Source organism: Bradyrhizobium sp. CB1015, assembly GCF_025200925.1.
Taxonomy (GTDB): domain Bacteria; phylum Pseudomonadota; class Alphaproteobacteria; order Rhizobiales; family Xanthobacteraceae; genus Bradyrhizobium.
On record NZ_CP104174.1, the window covers coordinates 8,041,467 to 8,059,534 of the forward strand.

Genomic DNA, 18,068 nt, shown 5'->3' on the forward strand with positions numbered 1-18,068 from the left:
GTCCCGGCTCGCGCTTCGCGCGTCCGGGACCCACCACTAATGCAGCGCCTCGCTGAACGTTGGGCAGTGACGTCAGTCCATCCCCGGAGTAACCTCTTGTTGCGGCCATTCGCAGCAAGGGGGACGCCGGATGGAAGTCGCCAGCCTCGTTCTTCCGGTATTCGCGATCATCGTCACCGGCTGGCTCGCAGGCGAGCTTGGCTATCTCTCCCGCTCGCTTGCCGATGCCCTGGTCCACTTTGCCTACAACGTGGCGATGCCGGCGCTGTTGATCGTGACGATCGCCCAGGAGGCGGCGCGCAATCTCCTGGAATGGCGCTTTCTGCTCGCATTCGGCGGCGGTTCACTGATCTGCTTCGCGCTCGTGTTCCTGCCCGTGCGCGCAGGCGGCAAACACGATCTCGCCAGCAGCACCATCCATGGGATGGCGGCGGCGATGACCAACACCGGATTCGTCGCGCTGCCGATCCTGCATGCGATCTACGGCCAACCCGCCGTCCTGCCCGCGGCTGTCGCGACGTTGTTCGTGGCCGCGGTGATGTTTCCGATCACAGTGATCCTGCTGGAAAAGCACGATGCACGCGGAGCCTCCCTGCACTCCACGGGACTAGCAAGGCAAATCCTACTCAATCCCATGGTGCTGTCGACGTTGATCGGCCTCACCTGGGCGGTGACGGGACTGCCGATTCCAGCACCGGTCGCGGCCTATCTCAACATGATCGCTGCCGCGCTCACGCCGTGCGCGCTGTTTGCCATCGGGCTAGGCCTCTCCGTCGAGGGACTGCGGTCCAACCTGAAAGCGTCGTTTGCACTCGCGGCGGTGAAACTCGTGGTCATGCCGCTCATCGTCTACGGACTTTGCGTCGTGATGGGCCTCGCCCCTCTCTACACGGTTGCGGCGGTCATCTGCGCGGCCGTGCCGACGGCAAAAACCGTCTACGTCCTCGCGCATGAGCACAAGGTCGAGGAAAAGTTGGTTGCCGCCACGGTCTCGATCACGACGATGCTGTCGGTCGCGACATTGCTGGTCGCGCTTTATCTGCTCTCCGGACTGATGATTGGCGCCAAGTGATCGACCAAGGCTTCCGCCGCGCGCTGCGCGCTCGGACCAAGTGCCGGAGCGCGACGCACTCCGCCGCCTTTGGATGGACCCGAATCAGCGCTAGTGCATTGCTTTCAGTGACTTCCCTGGACTCAAGCATGACCGGCCCCGAACTGAAGCAGCTTCGCAACGACCTCTCCGATGCCCTCGAGCGCAAGCTCAGCGCGGCCGACATGGCCAAGCTTTGCAGTTTGCCGGAGACGAGCGGCGCCGACACCATCCGGCGCTGGGAGGTCAGCGGCCCGACGCCGGAGGCGACCAGGATCTTGCGCGTGCTCGCGATGGCGAGCGAGCGCTATCCGATCCTGGAGAAGTTCGACATCTTCGATCGACACGACGTGCGCGAGGAAGACAGGCCGGCAAAGCGCGCCGCCTTTCGCGCGCAGATGCGCGATGAGGTGCGGCGGCGCCTTGGTTAACACAAGCCGCGCGCAAGTTACCGCCAAGGCGCACCGTTAAGCCTTCCTTCACCATTTTTTAAGCCTGCGTTAAGCACGAAAATCATTTGCACCCCAACAAGTTAGGTTGGGTCTCGCTGTGCCACGGATGTGACAGCATTTTCGTCAAAAGCGAGCTATCTGCAAAACCAATGCGGCGCAGCGAACGCGCCCGCCGGGGACCTTACGTGTTGGAGTTCAAGACCATGAAGAAGATTCTGTTTGCGACCGTGGCGCTGCTTGCGCTGGGCGCGGCTGCGCCGGCCGTCGGCGCCGATCTCGGCAACCGTAATTATTACAAGACGCCCGCGCCGGCCTATGCCGCGCCGATCTACAATTGGACGGGCTTCTACATCGGCGGCCATGTCGGCGGCGCGTTCTCCAGCGACAACAATTTCAACGGCCTCTCCACCGGCAACAACGGCAACGGCCGCTTCCTCGGCGGCGTGCAGGTCGGTGCGGACTGGCAGTTCAACCCGAACTTCGTGGTCGGCGTCGAAGGCCAGTATTCCTGGCTCTCCGGCAGCGTCGGCGCGGTGTTCCCGGGCGGCATCGCCTACACCAACGACCAGCGCGGCCTCGGCTCGATCACTGGCCGCGTCGGCTACACCTGGGGTCCCGGCCTGGTCTATGTGAAGGGCGGCTACGCCTATTCGGACAACAACGAGAAGGTCACCGTCGGCGGCGTGCCGACTGCCTTCGTCATCACGGGCGATCACCGCAACGGCTACACCGTCGGTGCCGGCCTCGAATACATGTTCGCCCCGAACTGGTCGGCCAAGGCCGAGTACCAGTACTACAATTTCGGCGAGGCGAGCTTCACCGGCGGTCCGCTCGCGGGCACAGGCAGCTTCACCACCGACGACCATACCTTCAAGGCGGGCGTCAACTACCGCTTCAACTGGGCAAGCCCGGCTGTGGCGCGCTACTGATCGGTTAGCAAAGCATTATCGCGATGAGGGGCCGGCGACGTTACCGGCCCCTCTTTTTTCTTTCGCTCTGCGGAACGCGCAGGCGATTGCAGCAATTGCGATTTTTTAACCGGCCCGACCGATACTCCCCGCCACAAAACAACATAAGCAAGGGCGTGGGGGAATTTCGATGGCGATCCGTTTCAGTCTCGGCCGTTTCAAGCCGCGTTTCAAAATGCCGAAATGGGGCGTGCGCGGCAGCCTGTTCGCGGCCTTCGCGGTGATCGCGGGCATGGGCCTCGTGATCGCGGCCGGCGCAGGCCTTGCGCTGCAGAATCTCGGCGGACGCATTTCTGAGCTGAGCGGACGAGACATTCCGCGCCTGTCGGCCAGCCTGCAATTGTCGGCACTGAGTGCGAGCCTCGCGGCACAGGGACCGGCCCTGCTTGCGGCGCAAAGCGAGGATGCCCTGAACGAACGCACCAAGAAGCTCAGGGAATTGCAGGAGCAGACGCAGCAGAAGCTCAACGAGATCATCGAGCTCGGCGGCGACAAGAGCGTCGTCTCCGGACTCAGCGACACGATGAAGAGCATCAACGAGGCGGCTCAGAGCCTGACCAAGGCCGCCCGGGAACGGCTCGACATCGCGGCGCTGCACGAGAAACAATATGACGCGCTCCGCACCGCGCAGGGCGCCTTCGTCGGCGCAGCGAGCCCGGCGATGCTGGACGCTCAGACCCGCGTCAATGCCATTCTCGGTTCAGCGGACCTGTCCGCCGCAGATGCGACCGACGCCGCGCAGACCGTCGGTCAGCTCGGCAACGTCGTCGCCAGCGGCAATCTCGCGGCCGCCAACATGAGCGCGGCGCTTTCGGCGAGCACCAGCGACAAGCTCGACGACATCCAGAAGGAATTCAAGACGGCACAGGGACGCCTGCGGTCGAACCTCGATCTGTTGCCGGACAACCAGGGCAACAAGATGCTGCGCGACGCCGCGGAAAAGCTGCTCGCGCTCGGCACCGGCAAGACCGGCGTGTTCAATCTGCGCGAGAAGGAGCTCGACTCCATCGATTACGGCCAGACCATCCTGGACGAGACGCGCAAGCTCAATGTCGGCCTCGGCATCAGCGTGCAGCAGCTCGTCGACGGCGTGCAGAAAGAGACCAACACCTCGACCTTCCAGGCACGGCAGGAGATTTCGCTGGCGACGTCCGTCATGCTTGCGCTGGGCGCGCTGATGCTGGTCGGCTCGGCACTGTTCGTCTGGCTCTATGTCGGCCGCAACATCCTGCGCCGAATCGGCGCATTGCAGCAGTCGATGCAGCTGCTCGCCGACGGCGATCTCGAAACCGAGATCTACCGCTCGAAGAACCACAACGACGAAATCTCCGTGATGGCGAACACGCTGCAGGTGTTCCGCGAAAGCATGATCGAGACCCGCGCGTTGACGAGCGAGCAGGACAAGGACCGTATCGCCAAGGCCGAGCGTGCCGCGCGCATGGAAGCGAAGATCGCCCAATTCGAAAGCACGGTGCGCTCCGCGCTCGACAATCTGGCGCAATCGGCCAATTCGATGCAATCGACCGCGCAGAGCATGTCGAACACCGCCGACCAGTCCAACGCGCTGGTCAACGCGGTCGCCTCCGCCGCGGAAGAGACGTCGGTCAACGTGCAGACCGTGTCGGCCGGCACCGAGCAGCTGTCCTCCTCGATCCAGGAGATCAGCCGCCAGGTCGTGACCTCCGCCGAGATCGCCAAGAAGGCGGTCGACGAAGCGGGAGCGACCGACGCCACGGTGCAGAGCCTTGCCGACAGCGCGAGCCGCATCAGCGTCGTCGTCGACCTGATCCAGACCATCGCCTCGCAGACCAATCTGCTCGCGCTCAACGCCACCATCGAGGCGGCGCGCGCAGGCGAGGCCGGCCGCGGCTTCGCGGTGGTTGCCTCCGAGGTGAAGAGCCTAGCCAGCCAGACCGCCAAGGCGACGGACGAGATCCGCACCCAGATCGCCAGCATGCAGGAGGTCACGACCTCCGCGGTCGGCGCCATCCAGGGCATCGGCCGGATCATCGGCGAGATCAACGACGTCACCACGACGATCGCGGCCGCGGTCGAGGAGCAGGGCGCCGCCACGCGCGAAATCGCCCGCAACATCCAGCATGCGGCCGGCGGCACCAGCGAGGTCTCCAGCAACATCGTCGGCGTCTCCACCGCGTCCGCCGAAGCCGGCGCTGCGGCCACCGAAGTGCTGGGCGCCTCGGACGCGCTGCGGCGCGAGGCCGATATGCTGCGCGGGGAGATCGACGCGTTCCTCAACGACATGCGGGCGGCGTAAGGGCCCTGTCCTCTGGCCTGGATGGAGCGTAGCGTAATTGGGGGATCGTGCCAGAAGCACGGAGGTCCCGGATTGCGCTACGCTCCATCCGGGCTACGGAAAACTGCCTCGGTATGACCGCCATGCGTTCGCAGCCCAGCATCCTTTTTCGGCTGGCGCCCTGCGCGCACTGGGTTTAAGCCGATAGCATGAGCTCGAAAACCGACACCGTGCAGTCCTCAGCCGAGGCCCTGCGCTATCCCTGGGAACAGCATCCCGGCCCCGAACAGGTGGTCGAGGTGCGGCCTGGCGTGTTGTGGGCGCGGCTGAAGCTGCCGTTCCGCCTCAACCACGTGAACATCTACCTGCTCGCCGATGGCGACGGCTATGCGATGATCGATGCCGGCTTCGGCAACGAGGAGACGATCGAGGCCTGGACGAAGCTGTTCGACGGACCGCTGCAGGGCGTCAACATCACGCGCCTGATCGTCACCCACTCGCACCCCGACCATGTCGGTCTCGCCGGGTGGATCGTCGAGCGTTTCGGCTGTCCGCTGGTGATGTCGCAGGTCGAATATCTGCAATCGGTCTATCACCAGAACCGCGGCACCGAGGAGCGGCGCGAGGCACAGCGGCTGTTCTTCCGCCGCCATGGCATGGACGAGTCGCTCACGGAAAAGCTGCTCGGCCGCGGCCAGGACTATCTCAAGCGCGTCTCGGTGCTGCCGCCGTCCTACCGCCGCATCTCGCATGGCGACGACGTCGTGATCGGCACGCGCCGCTTCAAGGTCATCACCGGCGGCGGCCACGCGCTCGACCAGGTGATGCTGTATTGCGCCGACGACAAGCTGTTCCTCTCCGCCGACCAGGTGCTGAGCAAGATCTCGCCGAATGTCAGCGTCTGGGCGGTCGAGCCCGACCAGAACTCGCTCGGCGAATATCTGGCCTCGCTCGCCAGCCTCACCACGACGCTGCCCTATGATGTGCTCGTGCTGCCCGGCCATGGCGTGCCGTTCTACGGACTGAAGACACGCATCAAGCAGCTCGCCGACCACCACGAGGAGCGCTGCCGCCTGATCGCGGAAGCCTGCCGCGAGGTGCCGCAGACCTCGCGCGCCCTGGTGCCCGTGGTGTTCAACAAGCACGTGCTCGACGAGCACCAGATGGGCTTTGCCGCCGGCGAGCTCGTCGCCCACGTCAACTACATGATCGTCGAGGGCCGCCTCACGGCCGAGACGCAGGACGGCGTGCTGCAGTTTCGGACGACGTGAGTTCATCCTTCACCTCGCCCCGCTTGCGGGGAGAGGTCGGAATTCGCGCCTCGCGCGGATTCCGGGTGAGGGGGGACTCTCCGCGAGTCCAACTCTCACCATCATTGCCGAAACAGCCCCTCACCCCAACCCTCTCCCCGTAAGAACGGGGCGAGGGAGCGCACCGCTGTCGGGGCGCGCCATTTGCCTATTCGCTCACTTCATGTTCGCGATGGCGTGCAGCGCGGCGATGTAGCCGAACGGCCCCAGCCCGCAGATCACGCCGGTCGCCACGAACGAGATCTTGGAGTGCCGGTGATATTCGTCGCGGGCGTGGATGTTGGAGATGTGCACCTCCAGCACCGGGCCTTCGAACGTCTTGATCGCGTCCATGATCGCGACCGAGGTGAAGGAGAGGCCGGCCGGATTGATGACGATGGCGTCGGCGTCCTGCCGCGCCGACTGGATCAGATCGACCAGCACGCCCTCATGGTTGGACTGGTGGAAGGCAAGCTTGAGATCGAGCCTGGCGGCGGCGTCCTCGCAGCTCGCGTTGACCTCCGCGAGCGTCGTCGTGCCGTAAATGTGCGGCTCGCGAATGCCGAGCATGTTGAGGTTGGGACCGTTGAGGATCATCACGCGCTTCATGGAAGGGTCCTTTCGAGAGCCTGATTGAGCAAGGAAAGCGCGCGCCGGGGCGCGACGGAAGACCATACGCCGCGGGGCTGAACCGTCGCCCGGCAGATGGTGCAGAGCAGCATTATATGTCGCGCAGGGTTGATCGGGATCAAACTGAGACGCGCCGGATAGGGCATTTTGCCCAAATGCTCCACAGATCCAAATGTGGGATAGCGCATAGACATTAGAGCTGGAAAAGCTCTAATAGATGCGTCCCCTTGGTCAGGTTCCGTTGCAGGTTTGCCGATGGATTACGCCCAATTCTTCGATTCCGCCCTCGATCGTCTCCACGCCGAGCGGCGTTATCGCGTGTTCGCCGACCTCGAACGCACGGCCGGCCGGTTCCCCCACGCGGTCTGGCACTCGGCCAAGGGCAAGCGCGACGTCGTGATCTGGTGCTCCAACGACTATCTCGGCATGGGCCAGCATCCGAAGGTGGTCGGCGCCATGGTCGAGACCGCGACGCGCGTCGGCACCGGCGCCGGCGGCACCCGCAACATCGCCGGCACGCACCATCCACTGGTCCAGCTCGAAGCCGAGCTCGCCGATCTCCACGGCAAGGAAGCCGCGCTGCTGTTCACCTCGGGCTATGTCTCGAACCAGACCGGCATCCCGACCATCGCAAAGCTCATTCCGAACTGCCTGATCCTGTCGGACGAGCTCAACCACAATTCGATGATCGAGGGCATCCGCCAGTCCGGCTGCGAGCGGATCGTGTTCCGCCACAACGACGTTGCGCATCTCGAAGAGCTGTTGCAAGCGGCCGGTCCCGATCGGCCGAAGCTGATCGTCTGCGAGAGCCTGTATTCCATGGACGGCGATGTCGCGCCGCTGGCCAGGATCTGCGATCTCGCCGAGAAATATGGCGCGATGACCTATGTCGACGAAGTCCACGCCGTCGGCATGTACGGCCCGCGCGGCGGCGGCATCGCCGAGCGCGATGGCGTGATGCATCGCATCGACATTCTCGAGGGCACGCTGGCCAAGGCGTTCGGCTGTCTCGGCGGCTACATCGCCGCCAACGGCCAGATCATCGACGCCGTGCGCTCCTATGCGCCGGGCTTCATCTTCACCACCGCGCTGCCGCCGGCGGTCTGCTCGGCCGCGACCGCCGCGATCAGGCACCTGAAGACGTCGAGCTGGGAGCGCGAGCGCCACCAGGACCGCGCCGCCCGCGTCAAGGCGATCCTCAATGCCGCCGGCCTGCCGGTGATGTCGAGCGACACCCACATCGTACCGCTGTTCGTCGGCGATCCCGAGAAGTGCAAGCAGGCCTCCGACCTGCTGCTCGAACAGCACGGGATCTACATCCAGCCGATCAACTATCCGACCGTCGCCAAGGGCACCGAGCGCCTGCGCATCACACCCTCGCCCTATCACGACGACGGCCTGATCGATCAGCTCGCCGAAGCGCTGCTGCAAGTGTGGGACCGCCTCGGCCTGCCGCTGCGCGCCAAGTCGCTGGCAGCGGAATAGGCTTTCGCTCCTACCCTGCCCTGGAGGGGAGGGTCGGCTCATGTCGAGCGAAGCGAGGCGTGAGACGGGGTGGGGTGACCGGTCTCTCCTCACGCGACAGTGCCCGTGTGGAGAGATCACCCCACCCCGCTCGCGCTACGCGCGATCGACCCTCCCCCTCCAGGGGAGGGTAAGCGCCCGCTGGTGCACGCTTGCACCTTAACGACGCCCGCAGTTCCCGCCCGCACCGGGCATTTCGCTGTCGCTTGCGTCCGCTCAACGCGCTAGATTTGCTGGGAAAATGAGCTCGGGCGCCGCCGGCGCCCAGGGAGAAGCGCGCTCGCCATGCTGCACGATTGGGGCGTGATCGCCGCCGCCTTCGGCTATATCGGCTTCCTGTTCCTGGTGGCGAGCCACGGCGACCGCCGCTCGCCGGCCGGGCGCGGCCGTGCCTCCGGGCTGATCTATCCGCTGTCGCTGGCGATCTACTGCACGTCCTGGACCTTCTTCGGCTCGGTCGGCTTCGCCACCCGCACCTCGACCGACTTCCTCGCGATCTATCTCGGCCCGATCCTGATGATCGGGCTAGGGGCCGGCGTGCTCCGCCGCGTCATTCAGCTGGCGAAGGCCCACAACATCACCTCGATCGCCGACTTCATCGGCGCCCGTTACGGCAAGAGCCAGGCGGTGGCGGCCACCGTCGCCGCAATCGCGATCATCGGCTCGGTGCCCTATATCGCGCTCCAGCTCAAGGCGGTGGCCTCCTCGCTCGGAACGATCCTGAGCGAAGACCAGGCCTTCTCCCATATCCCGATCCTCGGCGACGTGGCGCTGGTGGTGACGCTGGCGATGGCGGCCTTCGCGGTGCTGTTCGGCACGCGGCAGACCGACGCCACCGAGCACCAGCACGGCCTGATGCTGGCGGTCGCAACCGAATCCATCGTCAAGCTGGTCGCCTTTCTCGCCGCCGGCATCTTCGTCACCTTCTGGATGTTCTCGCCGCACGAACTGATCGAGCGCGCGATGAGGACGCCGGAGGCGGTTCGCGCCATCAACTATTCCCCGTCGATCGGCAACTTCCTGACCATGACGTTGCTGTCGTTGTGCGCGATCATGCTGCTGCCCCGCCAGTTTCACGTCAGCGTGGTGGAGAATTCCTCGGATGCCGAGGTCGGCCGCGCGCGCTGGCTGTTCCCGCTCTACCTGGTTGCCATCAATCTGTTCGTGATCCCGATCGCGCTCGCCGGCCTTGTGACCTTCCCATTCGGCGCCGCCGATCCTGACATGTACGTGCTGGCCCTGCCGATCGAGGGCGACGCGGACCTGCTCAGCGTCGCCGTCTTCGTCGGCGGACTGTCGGCGGCGACTGCGATGGTGATCGTCGAATGCGTCGCGCTCTCCATCATGGTCTCGAACGACCTCGTGGTGCCCCTGGTGCTGCAACGTCGGCCGGAGGGGCGCGCCGGCGGTGCCGATTTCAGCAACTTCCTGCTGCGCTCGCGGCGGCTCGCGATCTTCGCCATCATGGTGATGGCCTATTTCTACTATCGCGCGCTCGGCAATACCCAGCTCGCGGCCATCGGTCTGCTCTCCTTTGCGGCCATCGCCCAGCTTGCCCCGAGCTTCTTCGGCGGTCTGCTCTGGCGCCGCGCGACCGCACGCGGCGCCATCGGCGGCATGCTGGTCGGCTTTGCGGTGTGGCTCTACACGCTGTTCATCCCGAGCTTCATGGATTCCTCGACATCAGGCATCCTGCTGCTCCAGCACGGCCCGTTCGGCATCGAGGCGCTGCGGCCGCAGGCGCTGTTCGGCGCCGACCTGCCGCCGCTGATGCACGGCGTGATCTGGTCGCTGTCGCTCAACATCCTGACCTATGTGTTGCTGTCGCTGGCACGCCGGCCGTCTTCCATCGAGCTGTTGCAGGCGGATCTGTTCGTGCCCAATACGCTCGCACCGATCTCCCCGAGCTTCCGCCGCTGGCGCACCACCGTCACCGTGCAGGACATCCAGACCACGGTGGCGCAATATCTCGGCCCCGACCGCGCGCGGCATTCCTTCGAGGCCTTCTCGGCGCGGCGAAACGTGCGGCTGGAGCCAGGAGCACCTGCCGATTTCGAGCTGTTGCAACACGCCGAGCACCTGATTGCCTCCTCGATCGGCGCGGCCTCGTCCCGCCTCGTGATGTCGCTGCTGCTGCGCAAGCGGACGGTCTCCGCCAAGGCCGCACTTAAGCTGCTCGACGACTCGCACGCGGCGCTGCATTTCAACCGCGAGATCCTCCAGACCGCGCTCAACCATGTGCGCCAGGGCATCGCGGTGTTCGATGCCGATCTGCAACTGATCTGCTCCAATCGGCAGTTCGGCGACCTCCTCAATGTGCCACTGCATCTCATCCAGTTCGGCACGCCATTGCGCGAAATCCTGGAATTCATCGGCCTCGGCGATCCGAGCGATCCGCTCGAGCGCGAGGCCCTGCTGGAGCGGCGCCTTGCCGCCTACACCACCGACAGCGAGCCCTATCTCGAACGCCTGCCGGAACGCCACATGGTGATCGAAGTGCTCACCAACCGGATGCCCGGCGGCGGCTTCGTCATCACCTTCACCGACGTAACGCCCACCTTCGAAGCCGCAGAAGCGCTGGAGCGCGCCAATGCGACGCTGGAAAAGCGCGTGCGCGACCGCACCGAGGAGCTGACGCGGCTGAACTCCGAGCTGGCCCTCGCCAAGAGCGCGGCGGAGGACGCCAGCATCTCCAAGACGCGTTTCCTCGCCGCTGCCAGCCACGACATCCTCCAGCCGCTGAACGCGGCGCGGCTCTATGTCACCAGCCTCGTCGAGCGCCAGCACAATGGCGAAGAGACGCGGCTGGTCGAGAACATCGACGAATCGCTGCAGGCGATCGAGGAAATCCTCGGCGCGCTGCTCGACATCTCCAGGCTCGATGCCGGCGCGATGACGACCTCGATCTCGAGCTTCAAGATGGCCGATCTGATGCGCTCGCTGGAGATCGAGTTTGCGCCGATCGCGCGCGCCAAGGGCCTGGAGCTCGCCTTCGTGCCCTGCTCGCTGCCGGTGCAGTCGGACCGCCTGCTGCTGCGGCGGCTGCTGCAGAACCTGATCTCGAACGCGATCAAGTACACCCCGCGCGGCCGGGTGCTGGTCGGCTGCCGCCGTCGCGGCACCTCGCTCAAGATCTGCGTCTACGACACCGGCGTCGGCATCCCACCGGTCAAGCGCGGCGAGATCTTCAAGGAATTCCATCGCCTGGAGCAGGGAGCGCGGATCGCGCGCGGTCTGGGGCTGGGGCTTTCGATCGTGGAACGCCTGGCGCGCGTGCTCAACCACGGCATCGCCATCGAGGCCAATGCCGGTGGCGGCTCGGTCTTCTCCGTGACGGTGCCGACGGCGAAGGCGATCACCCACACCGCGGCGGTGACCAGCGCGACGCCGCTGGCGCGAACGCCGATCTCGGGCGCGTTGATCGTCTGCATCGAGAACGATGCAGCGATCCTCGACGGCATGCGCACGCTGCTCAAGGCCTGGGACGCCGAGGTGATCGCGGTCGCCGATCCGGAAGGCGCGATCGCCGCGATCGAAACCGCCGGACGGCGCGTCACCGGCCTGCTCGTCGACTATCACCTCGATCGCGGCAACGGCATCGCCGCCATCCGCGAGATCCGCCGCCGCTTCGGCGATGGAATCCCTGCGATCCTGATCACCGCCGATCGCAGCCCCGCCGTGCAGGTCGCCGCGCGCGACGAGAAGATCGCGGTGCTCAACAAGCCGGTGAAGCCGGCCTCGCTCCGCGCCCTGCTCGGTCAGTGGCGCACGCAGCAGATGGTGGCGGCGGAGTGAGACGCAGGGGTCAGTAGTCGGTCGATACGCTGAGCGTCCGCCACCTCTCAAGCTCCTCGAGGCGGAGCCTGTCGGTCGCGGCGATGGCGTCAACGGCGTCGCTTCCGAGCGCAATGCGCAGAGGCGGGCGCTCCATGTCGGCAAGCTTGAGCACCACGGCCGCAGCTTTGGCCGGATTGCCGGGCTGGCGGCCGTCGTAATCGCGCTGCATCCTGACGGCGGCACCGACGACCGCATCGTACTCCGGCCGTCCTTCGCCGGTTCCATGTGCGGCTTGCGCAAAACCGGTGCGAAAACCGCCGGGCTCGACGATCGTGACGTTCACGCCGATCAGCGCCATCTCGCGCGCCAGCGATTCCGAAAAGCCTTCGATTCCCCATTTCGCGGCGGAATACGCCGCGCGCGCCGGAGCGCCAATCCGCCCGCCGACAGACGAGACCTGCACGATATGGCCACGGCGCTGGCGACGTAGCACCGGAATCGCCGCCTTGGTGACGATGATAGTGCCGATCAGATTGGCCTCGATCTGCTGGCGGAACGAATCCAGGCTGGTATCCTCGACCGATCCGAGATCGCCGTAACCGGCGTTGTTCACCACCACGTCGACGCCGCCAAATGCCTGCACGGCGAGGCCGACCGCCGCTTGCGCTGCCGCCTCGTCGGTCACGTCGAGCGATGCAAGCCGAAGGCTTTCGCCGAAGCGCTTCAGCAGCGGTTCGAGCGGATTTGGGTTCCGGGCCGAAGCCAGCACGCGATCTCCCGCCGCGAGCGCGGCTTCCACGATGGCCCGGCCAAGCCCGCGCGAGCTGCCGCTGATGAACCATGTCTTCGACACCACGATCTCCGGGTCGACCTAAGGCGCCAGCCGCGTGAAGACGTAATCGCGTCCCTTGGCACGCGCGTCGTGGCACGCAAAGCAGGTGCGATGCTGAGCCTCGTCGGCCGGCTTGCCGTCGATGAAGCGACCAAAGCCCCAGCCGCCGGTTGCGGCATACTTTTTGGAATCCTTGACCATCACCTGGACCGTGGTGGCGGCGCCGGGAATGGTCGCGGACGCAAACTCCGGAGATTGTTTCCGCTTCCAGGCGCGCTTGACCAAAATGGCACCGTCGGGGAATGGGAGTTTGCCGGCTTGATACGCATCGATGGCGGTCTGGTTGCCGACGACAGCACGAAGCTCGTCGAGCGGCGCGGCCTCTTCGGCCGGCGCGATCAGCTCCCACTGCCTGTAGCCGGACGGAATCGTGACGCCGAAGATCGGCGAGGCGTCCGCCGGGCCACGTGGCGTCGGCCCCTCCGCCAGCGCGACGGTGATGAGGTACGGCACGCATGTCAGGAGAACCACGAGGGGGAGCATGGCGAGCACGATCGCCGTGGAGAAGGAGAATCTTTTCTGTTCGGGTTCGATCGGTGTCATGACGTTTCAGCAAGCCGAGAGCAACGGGTGGATCCTGGCCCGGCCTCGGCCGTACCGGGAGTAGAAATCCTCAGGCGCCGTCGGCGTCGATGACGGCCTTGGCAAAGGCTTGCGGCGCTTCCTGCGGCAGATTGTGGCCGATGCCGCCGGTGATCAGGCGGAACTCGTATCGGCCTGAAAACTTCTTGGCATAAACGCTGGGCTCGGGATGCGGCGCGCCGTTGGCATCGCCCTCCATCGTGATGGTCGGCACGGCGATGACCGGCGCCGCGGCCAGCTTCTTTTCGAGCTGCTCGTATTTGGCTTCGCCCTGGGCGAGCCCGAGCCGCCAGCGGTAATTGTGGATCGTGATTGCGACATGATCCTTGTTGTCGAGCGCTGCCGCGCTGCGCGCGAAGGTGGCGTCGTCGAACTTCCACTGCGGCGAGGCGAGCTTCCAGATCAGCTTGGCGAAATCGTGCGTGTACTTCTCGTATCCGGCACGGCCGCGCTCCGTCGCAAAATAGAACTGGTACCACCATTGCAGCTCGGCCGATGGCGGCAGCGGCGCGTTGCCGGCAGCCTGGCTGGAAATCAGGTAGCCGCTGACCGACACCAGCGCGCGGCAGCGCTCCGGCCACAGTGCGGCGATGATGTCGGCAGTGCGTGCACCCCAATCGAAGCCGGCAACGACCGCTTTCTTGATGTCGAGCTTGTCCATCAGCGCGATGATGTCGGTGGCCATTGCGGCAGGCTCGCCATTGCGCGGCGTCTCGCTGGAGAGGAAGTGCGTTGAGCCATAGCCGCGCAGATAGGGGATGATCACGCGATAGCCGGCCTTGGCCAGGATCGGCGCGACGTCGACGAAGGCGTGAATGTCGTAAGGCCAGCCGTGCAGCAGGATCGCCACGGGACCGTTCGAGGACCCCGCCTCGGCATAGCCGATATTGAGGACGCCGGCATCGAGCTGCTTGATCGGACCGAAGGATGCGTTCGATGCGTCCTGCCGCGCGTCGGTCTCGGCGCGAGCGAGGTCGATCACGCCGAGACCGACGGCGATGGTTCCCGCCGCGATGCCAAAGAAGTTACGGCGCTGCTGGTCGATGATCTGCTTCATGATGTTGCTGCCTTGTGGTGATTGGTAGATGTTCGTCAGATCAGCGCGACCGTGACGTCGATATTGCCGCGAACCGCCTTGGAATAAGGACAGGTCTGGTGCGCATCGTCGATGATGCCGCGCGCGATCTCGGGGTCGAGTCCCGGCAGGCTGACATTGAGGCGTGCGCGAAGCGAATAGGCGCCCTCGTCGAGCACGAGATCGATCTCCGCATCAACAGCACTTTTCCTGGGAAGCTCGATCTTGCGCTTGCGCGCCGCGATCTCCATCGCGCCTTCGAAGCAGGCCGACCAGCCGGCGGCGAACAATTGCTCGGGATTGGTGCCGATTCCCGCGCCGCCCGGCGGCGACAGCTTGACGTCGAGGCGACCGTCGGAGCTGCGCGCGATGCCGTCGTGGCGCCCGCCGCTGGTGTGGGTCCTGGCCGTGTAGAGTATCTTTGCCGCCTGCGTCATCATGGTCTCCTCGCCGTCACGCCACCGACCTAGCAGCGGCTGCGGCGGCGCGCCCGTTTGGACTTGTGAGAAGTTGTGAGGTCTCGCCTTACGCGCCTCACAAGGCCTGTATCCGCGGTCTGAGGCCGATGCACGGATGGCCTTGCCGGATCACGATCATCTGGCTATCGGGGCCTCTCGAAGGGACCAAGATTTCGCCATGACCGAGCCGGCCGGCACCACGACGGGAACTCTATCGTTCGGGCCATTCTCCGTGAGGCCGCATGAAAGGCTCGTGATGCGCGACGGCGTCGTCTTGCAGCTCGGCGCGAAAGCGTTCGACACGCTGATGGCGCTGATGTCGCGGCCGAACGAGGTCGTCAGCAAATGGGATCTGATGGCGCTGGTATGGCCCGGCATCACGGTCGAGGAGACCAATCTGCGCTTTCACGTCGCAGCGCTTCGCAAGGCGCTCGGCGACGGCAAGGATGGCGCCCGCTACATCACGACGCTCTCCGGTCGCGGCTATTGCTTCGTGGCGCCGATTTCGCAAGCCGATATTGCTGCAGCTCAACGCCTCGCGCCGCGGTTGGAATTGCCGCCCGTGAAACTCCCGAACCGGTTGCAGCGGATGGTCGGGCGCGCCGATGCGATGGCCGCCGTCTCCGACAAGCTCATCGCCTCGCGCTTTGTCACGATTGCCGGTCCCGGCGGCGTCGGCAAGACCGCGGTCGCCGTGGCGATCGCCCACGACCTGCTCGAAGCATTCTCCGAGGCCGCGCACTTCGTGGACCTTGCCGCGCTGAGCGATCCCGATCTCGTGATCACCTCGATCCTGCTGATGCTTGGCTTGCCGGCGCAGACCGAGGATCCCCTGCCGGCGCTGCTCGCACATCTCCAGGACAAGCGGATGCTGCTGATCCTCGACAATTGCGAGCACGTCATTGCGGCCGCTGCGCCGCTGGCGGCAGAGATCTTCCAGGCGGCGCCGCACGTCCATATCCTCGCGACCAGCCGCGAAGCCCTGCGCGTCGAGGGCGAGCAGGTCTATCGGCTGGCCCCGCTCGCCGTTCCGCCCGACGGCTCCGGCGTCACGGTCGCCGCAGCACAGACCTATCCCGCGCTTCAGCTGTTCCTCGAACGTGCCATGGCAGGCGGCGCGCAGATCGCGCTCGATGACGCCAATGCTGCGATCATCGCCAGGATCTGCCGCAAGCTCGACGGCATGGCGCTGGCGATCGAGCTCGCTGCCGGCCGGGTCGAAGCCTACGGCCTGGAGCAAACGGCCGCGCTGCTCGACGCGCGCCTCAATCTGCTCTGGCAAGGCCAGCGAACGGCACCACCCCGGCAGAAGACGTTGCAGGCCACGCTCGACTGGAGCTACGGCCTATTGTCGGATATCGAGCGCCTCGTACTGCGCAGGCTTGCGGTCTTCGCCGGGCACTTCACCATCGACGCCGCGCTGGAGGTCGTGCCGGACGAGCGCGTCGACCGCCCCCGCCTGTTCGACGCGGTCGACAGTCTCGTTGCCAAGTCGATGGTCGCGCCGCGGCCCATCGGCGCCATGATGCGCTACCGTCTGCTCGACACGACGCGTGCCTATCTGCTCGAGATAGAACCGGACGACGCGGCTCTCGCCGCCCGCCACGCGACCTACTACCGGCGATGGCTGGAGCAGGCCGGCACGACATGGGCGACGGTGCCGAGCGCAGACGAGCGGGCTGCTCACTTCTCCGCGCTTCACAATGTGCGCGCCGCGCTCGACTGGTGCTTCGGCCCGGGCGGTGATCTCGGCATCGGCGTTGCGCTCGCCGCCGCCGCGGCGCCGATCTTCCTGGCGATGTCCTTGCTGATCGAATGCCGGCGCTGGTCGGAACGGGCGCTGCTGGCGATTGCCCCCTCCTCGCGCGGCAGCGCCGAGGAAATGCACATCCAGGCCGCCCTCGGGCTGACCTTGATGTTCACCCGCGGCGGCAGCGAAGCGGCGCGTAGCGCCTTGAGCAGGAGCCTTGCCATCGCCGAAGCGCGCGGCGACGAAGTCAACCAGCTCCAGCTGCTCGGCCGGATGCATATCTTTCACGAGCGGATGGGAGAGTTCGACGCCGCGCTCGGCTATGCGCAAAGGAGCCTCGCGGTCGCGCGGACGCTGGGCGACCCCGCCTCGATCGCCCTCGCCCATTCTCTCCTCGGTGTCTCGCTGCATCTGGCAGGTGAGCATCACGACGCGCTGAAGATGCTGGAGGTCGCCTGGCAAGGTCCGGGCACGGAGCTAGTCAGCACCGTCCATGGCTTCGATCATCGCAACCGGGCCGGCATCACGCTGGCCCGCGAGCTCTGGTTGCAAGGCCGGCCCGCGGAAGCGCTGCAGCTGGCGCAGCAGACGGTCGCCGAGGCCGCACAGATGGATCACCCGATCACGCTCTGCATTGCGCTGATCTGGGCGGTCTCGATCGACCTGTGGAATGGAGACCTCGACGGCGCCGACGAGAGCATCGACCGCTTCATCGCGCATGCCAATTCGCGCTCGATGGGGCCTTATCTCGCCGTCGGCCGCGGCGTCAAAGGCGAGCTGGCGATCCACCGTGGCGATGCCGCCGGTGGCGTCGAGACGATCAGGACCTGCCTGCGCGAGCTCCACGATGCCGGCTACGAGCTGCTCACCACGACGTTCAACATCGCGCTGGTCCAGGGCTTGGTGGCGCTTGGGCAGATCGAGCAGAGCGCCGAGCTGATCGACGACGCCATTCGCCTCGTCGAGCAAAGCGGCGATCATCTCTACATGCCCGAACTGCTGCGCATGAAGGGCCGAGTTCTGTTGTCGCTGCCGGAGCCCGATACGGAGCAGGCAGAAGTCTGCTTCATGCAGTCGCTGGATCTGAGCCGGCGCAAAGGCGCAAAAGCCTGGGTGCTGCGGGCCGCGATCGATCTTGCGCGGCTACTCGTCGAACGCGGCCGGCACGAGGACGCAAAACGATTGTTTCAATCGGCGCTTGAGGGCTTTGCAGAAGGCTCCGAGACCGCGGATATCAGAGCGGCCAATCGTCTGCTCCCGACGCTGTAGCCAATTGCGCCACATCAAGTTCCGTCATCCTTCCGGGCCTCCGCTACGCTCCAGTGCC

13 protein-coding genes are annotated in these 18,068 nt (G+C 65.6%); 8 read left to right on the plus strand and 5 right to left on the minus strand.

Features of this window, described 5'->3' with window-relative positions; translation table 11 throughout:
* Positions 1-130: 130 nt before the first annotated feature.
* From N2604_RS37695 to N2604_RS37715, 5 genes are all read left to right on the plus strand, one after another.
* Complete coding sequence (locus N2604_RS37695) at positions 131-1,072, plus strand: AEC family transporter (protein ID WP_260372970.1); 942 nt, start codon at positions 131-133, stop codon at positions 1,070-1,072.
* A 128-nt stretch (positions 1,073-1,200) separates the two neighbouring features.
* Positions 1,201-1,521 (plus strand): hypothetical protein, encoded by a 321-nt coding sequence (locus tag N2604_RS37700; RefSeq protein WP_260372971.1) that lies wholly within the window; start codon positions 1,201-1,203, stop codon positions 1,519-1,521.
* A 224-nt stretch (positions 1,522-1,745) separates the two neighbouring features.
* Positions 1,746-2,471: an outer membrane protein gene (locus tag N2604_RS37705; protein WP_260372972.1), complete on the plus strand. Its 726-nt coding sequence runs from the start codon at positions 1,746-1,748 to the stop codon at positions 2,469-2,471.
* A gap of 169 nt (positions 2,472-2,640) precedes the next feature.
* The gene (locus tag N2604_RS37710; protein WP_260372973.1) at positions 2,641-4,785 is read left to right on the plus strand and encodes a methyl-accepting chemotaxis protein; all 2,145 of its coding nucleotides are present in this window, start codon (positions 2,641-2,643) and stop codon (positions 4,783-4,785) included.
* Between the two features lie 188 nt (positions 4,786-4,973).
* Entirely contained in the window at positions 4,974-6,035 is a 1,062-nt protein-coding gene (locus tag N2604_RS37715; protein ID WP_260372974.1) for an MBL fold metallo-hydrolase, read from the plus strand.
* 195 nt (positions 6,036-6,230) lie between these two features.
* On the opposite strand, the gene aroQ is transcribed toward N2604_RS37715, so the two are convergent.
* Positions 6,231-6,662, minus strand: a complete 432-nt coding sequence (gene aroQ, locus N2604_RS37720) for a type II 3-dehydroquinate dehydratase (protein WP_260372975.1) — start codon at positions 6,660-6,662, stop codon at positions 6,231-6,233.
* A 276-nt stretch (positions 6,663-6,938) separates the two neighbouring features.
* On the opposite strand from aroQ, the gene hemA reads away from it, so the two are divergent.
* Both hemA and N2604_RS37730 read left to right on the plus strand, forming a co-directional pair.
* Complete coding sequence (gene hemA, locus N2604_RS37725) at positions 6,939-8,168, plus strand: 5-aminolevulinate synthase (protein WP_260372976.1); 1,230 nt, start codon at positions 6,939-6,941, stop codon at positions 8,166-8,168.
* 324 nt (positions 8,169-8,492) lie between these two features.
* Complete coding sequence (locus N2604_RS37730; protein ID WP_260372977.1) at positions 8,493-12,002, plus strand: PAS domain-containing hybrid sensor histidine kinase/response regulator; 3,510 nt, start codon at positions 8,493-8,495, stop codon at positions 12,000-12,002.
* 10 nt (positions 12,003-12,012) lie between these two features.
* On the opposite strand, the gene N2604_RS37735 is transcribed toward N2604_RS37730, so the two are convergent.
* From N2604_RS37735 to N2604_RS37750, 4 genes are all read right to left on the minus strand, one after another.
* Positions 12,013-12,837, minus strand: a complete 825-nt coding sequence (locus N2604_RS37735; protein WP_260372978.1) for an SDR family NAD(P)-dependent oxidoreductase — start codon at positions 12,835-12,837, stop codon at positions 12,013-12,015.
* An 18-nt stretch (positions 12,838-12,855) separates the two neighbouring features.
* The gene (locus N2604_RS37740) at positions 12,856-13,419 is read right to left on the minus strand and encodes a cytochrome P460 family protein (RefSeq protein WP_260372979.1); all 564 of its coding nucleotides are present in this window, start codon (positions 13,417-13,419) and stop codon (positions 12,856-12,858) included.
* Positions 13,420-13,489: 70 nt separating this feature from the next.
* Positions 13,490-14,515: an alpha/beta fold hydrolase gene (locus tag N2604_RS37745; protein ID WP_260372980.1), complete on the minus strand. Its 1,026-nt coding sequence runs from the start codon at positions 14,513-14,515 to the stop codon at positions 13,490-13,492.
* Between the two features lie 35 nt (positions 14,516-14,550).
* Positions 14,551-14,970, minus strand: a complete 420-nt coding sequence (locus tag N2604_RS37750) for an organic hydroperoxide resistance protein (RefSeq protein ID WP_260372981.1) — start codon at positions 14,968-14,970, stop codon at positions 14,551-14,553.
* Positions 14,971-15,169: 199 nt separating this feature from the next.
* On the opposite strand from N2604_RS37750, the gene N2604_RS37755 reads away from it, so the two are divergent.
* Positions 15,170-18,010 (plus strand): tetratricopeptide repeat protein, encoded by a 2,841-nt coding sequence (locus tag N2604_RS37755; protein WP_260372982.1) that lies wholly within the window; start codon positions 15,170-15,172, stop codon positions 18,008-18,010.
* The last annotated feature ends 58 nt before the right edge of the window (positions 18,011-18,068 follow it).

Bases quoted from the DNA above. Each gene is read 5' to 3' on its own strand.
- N2604_RS37695 (WP_260372970.1), top strand. From the start codon at position 131: ATGGAAGTCGCCAGCCTCGTTCTTCCGGTATTCGCGATCATCGTCACC.
- N2604_RS37700 (WP_260372971.1), top strand. From the start codon at position 1,201: ATGACCGGCCCCGAACTGAAGCAGCTTCGCAACGACCTCTCCGATGCC.
- N2604_RS37705 (WP_260372972.1), top strand. From the start codon at position 1,746: ATGAAGAAGATTCTGTTTGCGACCGTGGCGCTGCTTGCGCTGGGCGCG.
- N2604_RS37710 (WP_260372973.1), top strand. From the start codon at position 2,641: ATGGCGATCCGTTTCAGTCTCGGCCGTTTCAAGCCGCGTTTCAAAATG.
- N2604_RS37715 (WP_260372974.1), top strand. From the start codon at position 4,974: ATGAGCTCGAAAACCGACACCGTGCAGTCCTCAGCCGAGGCCCTGCGC.
- aroQ (WP_260372975.1), bottom strand. From the start codon at position 6,662: ATGAAGCGCGTGATGATCCTCAACGGTCCCAACCTCAACATGCTCGGC.
- hemA (WP_260372976.1), top strand. From the start codon at position 6,939: ATGGATTACGCCCAATTCTTCGATTCCGCCCTCGATCGTCTCCACGCC.
- N2604_RS37730 (WP_260372977.1), top strand. From the start codon at position 8,493: ATGCTGCACGATTGGGGCGTGATCGCCGCCGCCTTCGGCTATATCGGC.
- N2604_RS37740 (WP_260372979.1), bottom strand. From the start codon at position 13,419: ATGACACCGATCGAACCCGAACAGAAAAGATTCTCCTTCTCCACGGCG.
- N2604_RS37745 (WP_260372980.1), bottom strand. From the start codon at position 14,515: ATGAAGCAGATCATCGACCAGCAGCGCCGTAACTTCTTTGGCATCGCG.
- N2604_RS37750 (WP_260372981.1), bottom strand. From the start codon at position 14,970: ATGACGCAGGCGGCAAAGATACTCTACACGGCCAGGACCCACACCAGC.
- N2604_RS37755 (WP_260372982.1), top strand. From the start codon at position 15,170: ATGACCGAGCCGGCCGGCACCACGACGGGAACTCTATCGTTCGGGCCA.